We start from the raw sequence: 14016 nt of genomic DNA on the forward strand, positions 1-14016 counted from the left end.
GGTGATCGTCACGCCCAACTCGACGGTTCGGCAGATCGTGTCGGCAACATCGGAAGTAAGCTCAGCCATGGGTCCTGTGGTGTGCGTCGGGGTTGTTGAGGAACTTCCATGATCACACCCAGGGCCCGCCTACATCTTGTGGTCGCCCGCGCTCGTCCCGAACCTCACCTACGCACTCTTAGATCCGAAGAGCCGATTTGACACCGCCCACCTGCAGCAGTGATACGCAATCGGGTTGGCCAGCCGAGAGTGGGGACTTCCGTGCGGAATCCCTTCAGATTCGTTGTGATAAATTCGAAGGAATCATGTCGGATAATATCCAGGACTATGTCGCCGCGGTCTTCGTGCGCGTTGTCAACATGCACATACACGAGTGGATCGCATTCCACAATTCGATGAGGCCCTCCATGGCGCGGCACTAGCACGATCGTCATTCCTTGTTCGGGGCGGTAATCGGCTGCGTCACCGATCGGGCGTAGCCCCAATCCGGCAAGAACGCTTTCCAGTGGGTCGGCGGTAATGGGTGCCAAGGCAAAAACAAGATAGTTGGGGGTAATGGCGAAGTCGTGCTGAATGTATAGGTGATTCAGTGCGACCTTAGCGATCTGATCCATCCTTCCGTCGGGAGATACGCGGAAGCAACGCAAGACAGCGCCGGGTAGTACTTTGTTGCCCGTGGTTGAGATATCCAGGCCGAAGTTGAAGAGTTCCCCGGTCTCGGGATCAATGCGCGGATGGGGCGAGAATCGCGAAAAGCGCGGAAGAGCGCCATTGAAGTCGCAGGGACCTATCGTGGTGAGGTCTCTTGGGTCGATCTCCCATGGCCGTCCTGCGTCGCTGAGGGCAAGGAGGCGATCTGCGTGCATGACGGCGTGAGTGTTGGCAGTGTCGGCTGGAAGTCGGCCGATATTGTTCCAGAGTTTAGCCGCCTGTGTGTAGACTCCTCGAACTCTGGAGCCATTTCCGCGTAGCTCCTGGCGTCGCTTTGGAGTATCGACATATCGGGACTGAAAACGGACCTGACCATCGGCAATAGTGAACTTAGCCATTAGGCCGTCGCCATCGAACGGGTGCGCGGCGTAAAAGCCGCCGGCGTCAAAATCTGCGGGACCGTTTCTAAACAAGGTGCCGCGCAATCCGTTGGGAACTTGGCCAGTCAGCCGGAGGGTGATCTCATCAGGACAATGGGAAGCGGAACGGTACAGGGGAATGGTATCGACCGGTGTTAACCTCGGGCTTTCATCGCTGAATTCGCTTGACCTGCCGATTCTCTGAAGAAAGGTGCTCTGACCTGCAATAATTGTTGTTGCGACACATCAATTACAAGCAGAGCGAGGAGCACCTTTCTGGTGAAGAACTCTACCGTTTTCTACCCGCAGATTCAGGCCACTGCCGATGGTGGCGGGATCATCAGCCACGGCGGCACCGTCCTGGCCACCCGGACCGCCGAGGTGTCCGGCCTCGCCGACGCACTACGGACGGAACTGACGCCGTGGCGTAAACCCCTGGCCACACACGATCCGGCGAAGATCCTGCTCGACCTGGCCACGAGCCTGATCGTCGGCGGTGATTGCCTGGCCGACATCAGCATGGTCCGCGGCCGTTCCGAGGTGTTCGGCCCGGTGGCTTCCGATCCGACAGTCTCGCGACTGATTGCCACCCTGGCCACCGGTCCTGAGCGGGCCGTGCAGGCGATCCGGGCCGCTCGCGCCACTGCCCGGGATCGAGTGTGGTCCCTGGCCGCCGACGATGCACCCGGGCACGGTCGGTCGGCGAAGAAGCCGTTGATCATCGACATCGATGCGACGTTGGTGACCGCCCATTCGGAGAAGGAGCAGGCTAAGCCAACCTATAAGCGGGGCTTCGGATTTCACCCGTTGATGGCGTTCATCGACCATGGGCCAGAAGGGACCGGTGAGGCCGCCGCGGCGATCCTGCGGCCCGGCAACGCCGGCTCCAACACTGCCGCCGACCACATCGAAGTGACGAAGAAGATCCTCGACCAGGTCCCCGACGTCGGGTCTCGGCCGGGCCGCTCGATCCTGATCCGCACCGACTCGGCCGGCGGCACCCACGACTTCGTCGACTTCCTTGCCCGTCGACGCCTGTCCTATTCGGTCGGCTTTCCGTTGAACGAGGCCATGGGTCACCTCATCGACACCCTGCCGAAGAAGGCATGGACCCCGGCCTACGACCCCGACGGTGAACCCCGCCAGAACGCTGACGTCGCCGAACTGACCGGCGTCCTGGACCTGACAGGGTGGCCGGCCGGGATGCGCGTCATCGTCCGCCGCGAGAAACCGCACCCGGGCGCCCAACTGCGGATCACCGACCGCAATGGATGGCGCTTGATCGCCTTCGCCACCAACACCACCGGCGGTCAACTCGCCGACCTCGAAGCCCGGCACCGACGGCGAGCCCGCTGCGAGGACCGTATTCGGATCGCGAAAGATACTGGCCTGACCAACTTTCCGCTCAAAGGGTTCGCTCAGAATCAGATCTGGCTCGCCCTGGTCGAGTTGGCGTGCGATCTGCTCGCCTGGACGCAGATGCTGGCATTGGCCGGTACCTCCGCCCGTGTCTGGGAACCCAAGAAGCTGCGCACGCGACTCTTCTCCACCGCAGCCCGCCTCGCCCGTCACGCCCGACAACTCCGGCTTCGCTACGACCAACAACACCCGTGGAGTGGCCTGCTCGCCGCCGGTCTCGAGCACCTGACCGCCTACCCGGCACCCGGCTGACCCGGCAGCCGAGACCGCACCTCACGAGATGAAAGAACCTGCCCTTCCGGTGATGTGAAACCCGGACGTATCCGACGCTCGGCCGCCTTGTCGTACCCGACAGGCATACTCTGCCGCGCAGCCCTCAATCCGAAACCGCACAGGCCAGGACATCACCCCGATGAAAGATCGAGGCTAGGGCTTCCCACACGCGGTCGCTGCGGCCGATGCGCAGTCCGCGGGCGCGGGCCGCGAGCTGCGCCAACACCGGGGTGTCGATCGGCAACGAGTCCGGATCATCCTGTGCCCCGAGGGAATCGGGAAACCGGTCGAGCAGCCACCCCGCACCCGGACCCCATGCCCGTGCCGCCACCTCGCCCGCCCGCATCACCACGGTGACGGTGCCCGGCCCGTCCGGCGTGTAGCTCGCGCGCCACACCGAACCGTCCGGCGCACGACGGTAGGCGGGGTCGCGACCGCCGTGCCGGTGCACCCGCAGGGTCGCGTCGACGTCGAGCGGTTCGGGCGGCCGCCAACGTCGTTCCATATGGGCGATTCTATGAGAAAATCACACCGTTCGATCTCTCCCGCAGCACCTATCCCGCGTGAAAGCGAGTTCTCCATGTGCACCCGTGTGCTTTGGCCCGACGCCAACGGATCGGTCATCGTCGGCCGCAATATGGATTTCCATCAAGACCTGCACACCAACCTCTGGAAGCTCCCGCGCGGGATCAAGCGCGATGACCGCGTCGACGGCAAACTCACCTGGACCGCGAAGTACGGCAGCGTGATCGCCGGCGTCTACGACATCCTCTCCACCGACGGACTCAACGAGAAGGGCCTCGCCGGGCACATCCTGTGGCTGGCCGAATCGGAGTACGGCACCGTCGACGAGTCGCGTCCCGCGCTCGCCATGTCGGTGTGGCTGCAGTACTACCTGGACAATTTCGCGACCGTCGGCGAGGCCGTGGCCTGGTCGGAGAAGCATCAGCCGCAGGTGGTGCCGATGGCCGACCCGACCGGCAAGAGCAGCCCGGCGCTGCACCTGGCGCTCGACGATGCCAGCGGCGACTCGGCCGTCTTCGAGTACGTCGACGGCGAGCTGAAGATCTACCACAGCCGCGACTACCTGGTGATGACCAATTCGCCCACCTACGACCAGCAGCTCGAGCTGGTGAAGAAGTACGAGGGCCTGGGCGGCAGCGACCCGCTGCCCGGCACCTGCCTGGCCGCCGACCGGTTCGCCCGCGCGCTGTACTACATCAACGATCAGCCGACGCCCACCTCGCAGGTACAGGCGATGGCCGCGATGCGCAGCATCCTCGCCAACGCCGCACAGCCCTTCCGCAACCCGGAGCCGGGCAAGCCGGACGCCTCGCAGACGCTGTGGCAGGTGGTCATCGACCTGACCAACCTCCGGTACGCTTTCGAATCGACCACCCAGCCGAACCTGGTGTGGGTGGATCTCAAGGATCTGGACTTCGCCGAGGGCTCCGGCGAGACCAAGCTCGACCTGCTCAGCGACCTCGCACTCGAAGGCGGCATCGCCGGCGAGGTGCACAAGCATTTCCGCAAGCACCACCGGTTCCACATCGTCTCGATCGAGCAGGCCAAACTGATCGGCGAGGTGGTCGCCAAGGCCCTCGGGCAGGTCGACAAGGCCAAGAGCGCCGAAGCCGAGGTCCAGAAGGTGCAGGCGCTGGTGCAGAAGGAACTCGCCCACTTCGTCGACGCCGAATAGTCGGCGCGAACGACGGCGAATGCCCCGACCGGAGGTATCTCACGGCTCCGTGGCGCCGCGGGAGGTCTCCTGTCGCGCCACGGAGGCGCGGCGGCCGTCAGGGCTCAAACGTGTCACCGGTACACCAATCGTTGCCAAGCGCACTCCGAATCGCACGAACGGTGGCCGCGCCGGGTAAGTGTGGAGGCAGCGGGGAGCGGGTCGACCGCTTCCCGTGCACCCAACCACCACGGAGGACACCCGCACATGGCTGGCGATTCCGCCGGGCGGACGACTGTCGAACCCGACGAACTGCTGACACTCGTCGCTCACGTCAGCGAGGCCTTGAATCGGTCGTCGTACCCGGTCCCGTTGACCAACGCGGTGATTCACGACATCTGCCGCGCCTACCACGGCGCGATCGAAACCGAAGTCTTCGCGACGTACATCATCGCGATCGACAAGAAAACCGGCCAGGTGACTGCGGCCAACACCGGCGCCATGTATCGATTCGACCAGATCGCCGACACCGAGGCCCTCGTCGACCGACTGCGGGTCGGCGATGTTCCCATCCCCGAGGCGCTGGCCGGGCTCGCGGCCATCGCCGATTCCCCCGCGCCGGTGAACTTCTGGCTGCGACTCCTGGGCTACCTGATGATGGCGCTGGGTTTCGCGTTCTGCTTTCAAATGAGCTTCGCGGCCTCACTCGCCGCCGTCACCGTCTCGCTGCCGATCGCGGCCATCTCCATGTGGAGCAGCATCAAAGGAACCCTTGCGGCGCTGATGCCGGTGCTGCTGACCTTCCTCGCCGCGCTGGCCATCACTCTGTGGGCGGTACACGGCGGACTGGAGGACTCCGCACGGCTCGCCGTGATTCCCGTGGTGACGCTGATCCCCGGCGCCGCACTGGCGACGTCGCTCATCGAGTTGACCTCCGGCGACATGATCGCCGGAGCCACCCGGTTGATCTCAGCGCTGGTGGTGCTGGCGTCGATGGCGTTCGGGCTGGCATTGGCCATCGACATCGTGGGTATCAGTTCCAGCCAGTTGCAGGACCTGCCCACCGACAAGGCCCCGGCCTGGGTACTGTTGCTGGCCGCCCCGACCTTCGGAATCGGCAGCTTTCTGTACTTCTCCACCCCCAAACGCCTGTGGGGGTGGGCCATCGCCTTCATCATCGCCACGTTCTGGCTGAACCGCCTGCTCGAATTGTGGATGCTGCCCGCCTTCGCCGGCGGACTCGCACTCGGGGTCGCACTGTTGACCGCGTGGGCCATCAATGCGCACACCCGATCCCGGCCCAGTTCATTGGTGATGTTCATGCCGACGTTCTGGCTGATGGTGCCCGGCTCTATGGGCTTCGTCGCCGTCAGCGGCGCCATCACCTCGGACCGGGCGCTCGGCGATCTCGGCACCAATGCCGCACTGTCGTTGCTCAGCATGGCGATCTGCATGATGATCGCCGCGGTGCTCGCCCCGTTGGTCACCCGACGGCCGCACGCACTCGACAGATCCGTCCTGCTCACCGCCGCACGGACGCACCTTCGACACCGGGACCGCGACTGAGTCGTCCGCACCCCTGATCAGCGAACGGCCCGGCCTCCACAGGGAAGGACCGGGCCGTTCGCGGACTCGTGTGCGCGATCTACAGGTTGATCATGTGCCCGACGGCGCCGTGGAAGGTCTCCTGCAGCGCCTCGCTCATGGTCGGGTGGGTGTGGACGTTGCGCGCCAGTTCCTTGGCGGTCAGGTCCCACTTCTGCGCGAGGGTCATCTCCGGCAGCATCTCCGAGACGTTGTCGCCGACGAGGTGGCCGCCGAGCAGTTCGTCCGTGTCGGCGTTGGTGACCAGCTTCGCGAAGCCCGCGGAGGCGGCCAGGCCCTGGGCCTTGCCGTTGGCCGAGAACGGGAACTTGGTGACCGTGACGTTGTAGCCCTCGTCCTTGGCCTGTGCCTCGGTGAGCCCGAAGGAGGCCACCTGCGGCTGGCAGAAGGTGGCGCGCGGCATCATCCGGTAGTCGCCCAGGGTCATGGTCTCCGCTCCGGCCATGGTCTCGGCGGCCACGATGCCCTGCGCCTCGGCGACGTGGGCCAGCATCAGCTTCGCGGTGACGTCGCCGATGGCGTAGATACCGGACACGTTGGTGCGCATGTGGTCGTCGATCGCGATGGCGCCGCGATCGGTGAGTTCCACGCCGGTGGTCTCCAGGCCGAAGCCCTCGGTGCGCGGGGCGAAGCCGACCGACATGAGGACCTTGTCGACGGTCACGCTGGCCACGGCGCCCTTGGCGTCGGTGTAGCTGACCACGACCTGCGAGCCCTGGTCGTCGACCGACTGCACGGCGGTGCCGGTGAGGATCTTGACGCCCAGCTTCTTGTAGGCCTTCGCGATCTCCTTGGAGACGTCCGCGTCCTCGTTCGGCAGCACGCGCGGCAGGTACTCGATGATGGTGACGTCGACGCCGTAGTTGGCCAGGACGTAGCCGAACTCCATGCCGATGGCGCCGGCGCCGACGATGACGATGGAGCCGGGCAGGTCGCGGGTGAGGATCTGCTCCTCATAGGTCACGACGTTCTCCGACAGCTCCACACCGGGCAGCAGGCGGACCTGCGAGCCGGTGTCGATGATGACGTTGTCGAAGGTGATCACGCGGTCCCCGACCCGGATGGTCTTCGCATCGGTGAAGACGCCGTAACCGTCGATCTCGGTGATCGCGTTCTTCTTCATCAGGAAGTGGACGCCCTTGACGATGCCGTCGGACACCTTGCGGCTCCGGTCGAAGGCGACGCCGAAGTCGAAGCTCACCTCACCGGACATGCCGAAGGTCTTCGCTTCGTGGTTGAAGACGTGCGCCAGTTCCGCATTGCGCAGCAGCGCTTTGGACGGGATACAGCCGACGTTGAGACAGACACCTCCCCACCACTTCTCCTCGATGACGGCGGTCTTCATGCCGAGCTGGGCGGACCGGATCGCGGCCACGTACCCACCAGGACCTGCTCCAAGGACGACGGTGTCGAAGTGTTCAGTCACGGCTTCAACCCTAGCCTCCGGGGCGGTCGCCGCGCAGGTCGCTATGCGGCCACATTCGATCAAAGAACGTCCGTTCGACGACCCCATGTCCGATTCGCGGATATCGCCGGTCCTGCCAGGTCATCGCGGCAGTTCCCGGGCGTGTCCAGAGGAGCCCACGAGGCGAAAGTGTTTGCTCCGCGCCGGTCCGGGGTACAGCTCTATGTGTAGTCCGTTCGGGGGGAAGGACGCCGTCACCCCGAGCAGTCCGCCTGCCCGCGACGGCTGAAGGAACGGAGCCTGAGATGACGCCGGAGACGACCCGCGACCTGCCGAGTCTGCCGAAGGACTTAGCTGCGCCCTCCCCGAAAGTGATCCGCAAAGCGATCACGGCGTCGGCCATCGGCAACGCCACCGAGTGGTACGACTACGGCGTCTACGCCGCCACGATCACCTATCTGACGCAGGCCTTCTTCCCCGGCGCCATGGGCACGCTCGGCGTGATGCTGGGCTTCGCCGTGTCGTTCGTGTTGCGCCCCCTCGGCGGATTCGTCTGGGGCCCGATCGGCGACCGCGTGGGCCGCAAACACGTCCTGGCCCTCACCATCCTGTTGATCTCGGTGTCCACCGCCCTCATCGGCGCGCTGCCGACGCACGCGGTGGCCGGCGTGTGGGCGCCGATCCTGCTGATCGCGCTGCGCGTGGTGCAGGGCTTCTCCACCGGCGGCGAGTACGGCGGCGCCGCGACGTTCATGGCCGAGTACTCGCCGGACGACAAGCGCGGACGGTACGGCAGCTTCCTGGAGTTCGGCACGCTCGCCGGCTTCGCGTCGGGCACCGCGCTGGTGCTGCTGCTGAACCTCGGTCTGTCCGACGACCAGATGGCCACCTGGGGCTGGCGCCTGCCGTTCCTGCTCGCCCTGCCGCTCGGCCTGGTGGGCCTGTACCTGCGCTCGCAGCTGGAGGACTCCCCGGTCTTCACCGAGCTCGAGGAACACGGGTCCGAGGCGGTCGACGTCCCGATGTGGACCAAGCTCCGCCAGACGGTCGTCGACTACTGGCAGCCGATCTTGATCATGTTCGGCATGGTGGTGGCGCTGAACGTGGCCAACTACACGCTGCTGGCCTTCCAGCCCGAGTACTTGAAGAACACCATCGGACTGTCCGAGGACGACGGCTCCACCGTGGTCCTCGTCGGCCAGGTCGCCATGATGTGCCTGATCCCGCTGTTCGGCCGCTGGTCCGACCGCACCGGCCGCAAGCCGATGTGGTGGGTGTCGTTGATCGGCCTGTTCGCGCTGTCGTTGCCGATGTACTGGCTGATGGGCCAGGGCTTCGGCTGGGCGATTATCGGCTTCGTGGTGCTCGGCGTGCTGTACCTCCCGCAGCTCGCCACCATCTCGGCGACGTTCCCGGCCATGTTTCCCACGCACGTGCGCTACGCCGGGTTCGCGATCTCGTACAACCTCTCCACCGCCCTCTTCGGCGGCACCGCACCGCTGGTCAACGAGGCCGTGGTGAGCGCCACCGGGTGGAACCTCTTCCCCGCCGTCTACCTGATGGGCGCCTGTGCGATCGGCATGGTGGCGCTGGCCTTCCTGCGCGAGACCGCCGGCTGCTCGCTGCGCGGCACCGAGGTCCCCGGGCAGGCGATGGACCAGACCGAGCCGGTCGCACCCTCGCGCCAGGCGATTTCAATCAGTGATTGAAACGTTGTGAGTTTTCGTGTTTGAATTACCGGCATGGCCGAGAGCATCTCCCGCGCGAGCACGCGCGAACGGCTCCTCGACGCCGCGGAGGAACTGCTGCTGCAGTACGACTACGACGCGGTGTCCGTCCGGAGCATCTGCGCGCACTCGCAGGCCAATCCGGCCGCGGTGCACTATCACTTCGGATCCAAAGAACAGCTCGTCGCCGCACTCCTCGAGACCCGGCTCGCGCCGGTGTGGGCCGCCGGCCTCGACCGGATCGACCAGCAGCCGGCGACGGTGACCGCACTGGTCGACGCCCTCTGGGCACCGATGGACGAGCTGCTCGCCGACCCGGTGGGCACCCTGCGCCTGTCGTTGCTGGCGCGCTTCGTGCTGAGCCACCCGAACGTGCGGTGGCAGAGCACCTGGTTCGACCTCACCGCGTGGGTGCGGGCCCTGCAGCGCGCCCGCCCGGAGCTCGACGAGACGACGGCCCGCTACCGCTGCCGCTTCGCATTCTCCGCCCTGCTGACCCAGGTCGGCGGCGGTCACCCGCTACCCCCGGCGGCCGCCGCCGCACTGCGGGCCTTCCTGGTCGCCGGTCTCGCCGGCACGCCCGCCACCTAGTTCTTCCGCATCGACAGCCCGTCCACCGTTTCGTCTACAGCCCAAGGACACATCACCTCATGACCACCACCCCGCCGATCGATCCGTTCGCGCCGGCCACCCTCGGCCCGCTGCAGCTGCGCAACCGCCTCATCAAGTGCGCCACCTTCGAGGGCATGACGCCGGACGCCGTCGTCACCGACGAACTGATCGAGTTCCACCGCGAGCACGCCGCCGGCGGCGTCGCGATCAGCACCGTCGCCTACTGCGCCATCTCCCCGGAGGGCCGCACCGACCGTCACCAGATCTGGATGCGCCCGGAAGCGGTGCACGGCCTGCGTCGCCTCACCGACGCGATCCACGGTGAGGGCGCGCTCGCCGCGGCCCAGCTCGGGCACGCCGGCGCGGTGGCCAACTCGGTGTCCAACGGCGCGAAGGCGTTGGGCCCCACCGCGATTCCCGCACCGATGGGCATGTCGCTGACGAAGAAGGTCACCGTCGACGAGATGCCCGCGCTGCTGGAGAAGTTCGCCACCGCCGCCAAGATCGCCGTCGACTCCGGCTTCGACGCCCTCGAGATCCACTGCGGCCACAACTACCTGATCAGCTCGTTCCTGTCACCGCTGCTGAACCACCGCCGCGACCAGTACGGCGGCTCCCTGGTGAACCGCGCCCGCCTGGCCCGCGAGGTGCTGGAGACCGTGCGCAACGCCGTCGGTTCCGACGTGGCCGTCTGGGCCAAGCTCAACATGTACGACGGTGTCGGCAAGCCCGGCCCTGGGCGCGGCCCCAAGCCGTGGCGCGGTTTCAACGTCGACGAGGCCTGCGAGACGGCCCGCCTGTTCGAGTCCGACGGCTTCCTCGACGCCATCGAGCCGACCGCGGGCAGCTCGCTGCTGAACCCGATGTACCTCTTCCACGGCGATGCGCCGCGCGCCGAGTTCGCCGACGCCTTCCAGGGCGTGATGCGCACCGGCCTCAAGATCGGCGGCCCGGTGTTCCTCAAGGCGTACCCGTACCACGACGCCTACCTCCTGCCGCTGGCCAAGGAGCTGCGCAAGGCGGTCAAGCTGCCGGTGATCCTGCTGGGCGGCATCACCGACCGCGAGAGCATGGACCTGGCGATGCGCGAGGGCTTCGACTTCGTCGCGATGGGCCGCGCACTGCTGCGCGAGCCCGACCTGCCGACCCGCATCGAGGCCGATCCGGCCACGCAGTCGCGCTGCGTGCACTGCAACCTGTGCATGCCGACCATCTACTCGAGCACCCGCTGCCCGATCCGCACCGGCGAGGTCCCCGACCCGCTGGCCTGAGGACCGCCGTCGCCGGTGACCGATAGCCTGGCTCCATGGCTACCGATCCGTATCTCTGGCTGGAAGACGTCACCGGCGACGAGGCCCTCGAATGGGTGCGCGCGCACAACGAACCGACCGTCGCGGACCTGACGTCGTCGGCCCGGTTCGAGGACCTGCGCTCCGGCGCCCTCGAGGTGCTCGACACCGATGACAAGATCCCGTACGTCCGACGTCGCGGCGAGTTCCTCTACAACTTCTGGCGCGATGCCGGCAACCCCAAGGGCGTGTGGCGGCGGACCACCCTGGAGTCGTACCGCACCGACAGCCCCGAGTGGGACGTGTTGATCGACGTCGACGCGCTCACCGCGGCCGAGGACGAGAACTGGGTGTGGGCCGGCGTGGCCCTGCGCTACCCCGAGTACGACCGCGGCCTGGTGTCGCTGTCCCGCGGCGGCGCCGACGCCTCCGTGGTCCGCGAATTCGATGTGGCGCAACGGGATTGGGTCGCACCGGAGGACGGCGGCTTCACCCTCCCGGAGGCCAAGTCGGACATCGGCTGGATCGACGCCGACACCGTGTACGTCGGCACCGACTTCGCCGAGACCGAGGACGGCGAGCCCGCTCTCACCACGTCGGGCTACCCGCGCACCGCCCGCCGCTGGGTGCGGGGCACCGCGCTGGCCGACGCCCCGACGGTGTTCGCCGGCGAGGTGACCGATGTGGCGGCCGGAGCGTCGTACGACCACACCCCCGGCTACGAGCGGCACTACGTGTCCCGCTCCACCGACTTCTTCAACTCGCTCAGCTACCAGCTGGTCGACGGCGAGCCGGTCCTCATCGACGTGCCCACCGACGCCCACTTCTCGGTGCGGCACGACTACCTGATGGTGATGCCGCGGTCGGACTGGGAGGTGAACGGTGTGCTCCGCCCGGCCGGTTCGCTGCTGGTCTTCGACTACCCGGCCTACCTCGCCGGCGAGCGCGCCCACACCGCACTGTTCCTGCCCGACGCGCACACCAGCCTGCAGGACTACTCGTACACGCAGTCGCGCCTGGTGCTGGTGACGCTGCACGACGTCGCCACCCGCGTGGACGTGCGCACCCTCGGCGACTGGCAGCCCGCGCCCAGCACCGGCCTGCCGGAGCTGGCGACGCTCTCGGTGATCGGCACCGACGCCGACCACAGCGACGAGATCTGGTTCAGCGCAAGCTCTTTCACGCAGAGCCCGAGCCTGCTCCTCGGTGACGCGACGAGCGGCGTGAGCGTCCTGAAGTCGACGCCGGAGTTCTTCGACGCCGACGGCGTCACCACCCACCAGTTCTTCGCGACGTCGGACGACGGCACCGCCGTCCCGTACTTCGTGGTGAAGCGGGACGACGTCGCCACCGGCCCCACCCTGCTGTACGGCTACGGCGGCTTCGAGAACTCGATGACGCCGGGCTACTCGGCGATCGCCGGACGCAGCTGGATCGCCCGCGGCGGGATCTACGTGATCGCCAACATCCGCGGCGGCGGCGAGTACGGCCCCACCTGGCACACGCAGGCACAGAAGTCCGGTCGCCATTTGGTGTACGAGGACTTCGCCGCGGTGGCCCGCGACCTGGTGAGCCGCGGCCTCACCACCACGGATCAGCTTGCGGCACAGGGCGGTTCCAACGGCGGCCTGCTGATGGGCGTGATGGCGACGACCTACCCGGAACTGTTCGGCGCCCTGGTCTGCCAGGTGCCGCTGCTCGACATGCAGCGCTACCACCTGCTGCTGGCCGGCGCGTCGTGGATGGCCGAGTACGGCGACCCGGACGACCCCGACGAGTGGGCGTACATCAGCAAGTACTCGCCGTACCAGCGGCTGACCGCCGACGCGCAGTACCCGCAGCTGCTGATGACCACCTCGACCCGCGACGACCGCGTGCACCCCGGGCACGCGCGGAAGTTCGTGGCGCGGATGGAGGAGTACGGCCACCCGGTGCAGTACTACGAGAACATCGAAGGCGGACACGGCGGCGCGTCGGACAACGCACAGGCGGCGTTCAAGTCGGCCCTCGCCTACGAATTCCTGTGGCGCACCGTGGGTCGCGCCGGCGACTGACCGTCGACCCCGACCGCCCGCGTCGCACAGGCGGCGGTCCCACCCGTTCGCGGGCCGCCGGTGCGGGGGAGCTAGCGGCGGTTCAGGAAAAGTGCGGCGCCGGCGCCGACGACGGCCACCGCGAGACCGACCCCGGCAACGATCCACGAGGTGCTGGTCAGGCCGGCGAGCACGTCGTCGGCCACCGCCTCCACCGTCTGCTGGGTGCTGAGGTCACCGGTGGCGCTCTCGGCCGCCTTGGTGCGCAGGTAGGCGGCGAGCGCCGCTCCGGCACCGCCGGCCAAGACCGCGCCGACACCCAGCCAGGACAGCACAGCCGCCCGGTTGCGGCCGAAGATCAGGGCGGCCAGTGCGGCGATCACCCCGGCGATCACCGAGATCCACGCCGTCACCGTGAGCGCCGACCCGACGCCTTCCATCGAACCGGCGGTCAGCCGCGTCTGGTCGACAGGGACGGTGATCTTCCGGTCGATCTCGATCGGCACGGGCGCCTGCTCGAGCACCCGATTGACCATCGGCGTCACGTCCAGTTCCATCTGGTGACGACTGGTCTCCGGCCCGGGCTGCGTGAACAGCCACCGGTGCTGCTGCCGCGCCACCTCGGTGAAGTCCGCGACGAACGCCGGACTCTGCGTGTACGACGTCGCCAGCGGCGCCACCGCCGCACCCGCGAGCGGGATGTCGGTGGACTGCGCCACCTCCTCGGCGATCTTGGCGGCGAAGAACTCCTGCACCACCGGTTTACTCGCGGCCTCCGCGGCCGCGTCAGCGAAGCCGTCGGCCGAGACGACGTGCGAGGCCACCCACGTGCTGGGCACCGCGACGATCATGCCCGCCGCGGCGAGGACGAGGAACAGCCCGGTCAGGAGAGAACGCACGTGCGC

General features: G+C 67.1%; 11 protein-coding genes. 7 read left to right on the forward strand and 4 right to left on the reverse strand.

Annotated features, from left to right (window positions below):
• Nucleotides 1-164 precede the first annotated feature (164 nt).
• Nucleotides 165-1301, reverse strand: coding sequence for a carotenoid oxygenase family protein (locus ABD989_RS14675; protein ID WP_345314100.1), 1137 nt, complete (start codon nt 1299-1301; stop codon nt 165-167).
• A gap of 48 nt (nt 1302-1349) precedes the next feature.
• Between ABD989_RS14675 and ABD989_RS14680 the strand changes: the two genes are divergently transcribed.
• A complete protein-coding gene (locus ABD989_RS14680) occupies nt 1350-2741 on the forward strand; it encodes an IS1380 family transposase (protein ID WP_345314051.1) in 1392 nt (463 codons plus the stop codon).
• A gap of 124 nt (nt 2742-2865) precedes the next feature.
• On the opposite strand, the gene ABD989_RS14685 is transcribed toward ABD989_RS14680, so the two are convergent.
• Nucleotides 2866-3267, reverse strand: coding sequence for a DNA glycosylase family protein (locus ABD989_RS14685; protein WP_345314052.1), 402 nt, complete (start codon nt 3265-3267; stop codon nt 2866-2868).
• A 75-nt stretch (nt 3268-3342) separates the two neighbouring features.
• Here ABD989_RS14685 and ABD989_RS14690 point away from each other — a divergent pair, with 75 nt between their 5' ends.
• Nucleotides 3343-4461, forward strand: coding sequence for a linear amide C-N hydrolase (locus ABD989_RS14690; RefSeq protein ID WP_345314053.1), 1119 nt, complete (start codon nt 3343-3345; stop codon nt 4459-4461).
• A gap of 246 nt (nt 4462-4707) precedes the next feature.
• Nucleotides 4708-6006, forward strand: coding sequence for a threonine/serine exporter family protein (locus tag ABD989_RS14695; protein ID WP_345314054.1), 1299 nt, complete (start codon nt 4708-4710; stop codon nt 6004-6006).
• 79 nt (nt 6007-6085) lie between these two features.
• Here ABD989_RS14695 and lpdA read toward each other — a convergent pair whose 3' ends face one another.
• Nucleotides 6086-7471 carry a dihydrolipoyl dehydrogenase gene (gene lpdA / locus ABD989_RS14700; RefSeq protein ID WP_345314055.1) on the reverse strand — a complete coding sequence of 462 codons (1386 nt, stop codon included), beginning with the start codon at nt 7469-7471 and terminating at the stop codon, nt 6086-6088.
• Nucleotides 7472-7755: 284 nt separating this feature from the next.
• Between lpdA and ABD989_RS14705 the strand changes: the two genes are divergently transcribed.
• The 4 genes from ABD989_RS14705 to ABD989_RS14720 are packed head-to-tail and all read left to right on the forward strand — an operon-like array spanning nt 7756 to nt 13132.
• Nucleotides 7756-9159, forward strand: coding sequence for an MFS transporter (locus ABD989_RS14705; RefSeq protein WP_246992523.1), 1404 nt, complete (start codon nt 7756-7758; stop codon nt 9157-9159).
• Nucleotides 9160-9192: 33 nt separating this feature from the next.
• Nucleotides 9193-9768, forward strand: a complete 576-nt coding sequence (locus tag ABD989_RS14710) for a TetR/AcrR family transcriptional regulator (RefSeq protein WP_246992524.1) — start codon at nt 9193-9195, stop codon at nt 9766-9768.
• A gap of 59 nt (nt 9769-9827) precedes the next feature.
• A complete protein-coding gene (locus ABD989_RS14715; RefSeq protein WP_345314056.1) occupies nt 9828-11060 on the forward strand; it encodes an oxidoreductase in 1233 nt (410 codons plus the stop codon).
• Nucleotides 11061-11095: 35 nt separating this feature from the next.
• On the forward strand, nt 11096-13132 hold the full coding sequence (locus tag ABD989_RS14720) for a prolyl oligopeptidase family serine peptidase (RefSeq protein ID WP_345314057.1): 2037 nt from the start codon (nt 11096-11098) through the stop codon (nt 13130-13132).
• 71 nt (nt 13133-13203) lie between these two features.
• Here the strand turns inward: ABD989_RS14720 and ABD989_RS14725 are convergent, their stop codons facing one another.
• Nucleotides 13204-14010, reverse strand: coding sequence for a hypothetical protein (locus ABD989_RS14725; RefSeq protein ID WP_345314058.1), 807 nt, complete (start codon nt 14008-14010; stop codon nt 13204-13206).
• Nucleotides 14011-14016: the final 6 nt, after the last annotated feature.

Source organism: Gordonia alkaliphila (assembly GCF_039542465.1).
GTDB classification, from domain to species: domain Bacteria; phylum Actinomycetota; class Actinomycetes; order Mycobacteriales; family Mycobacteriaceae; genus Gordonia; species Gordonia alkaliphila.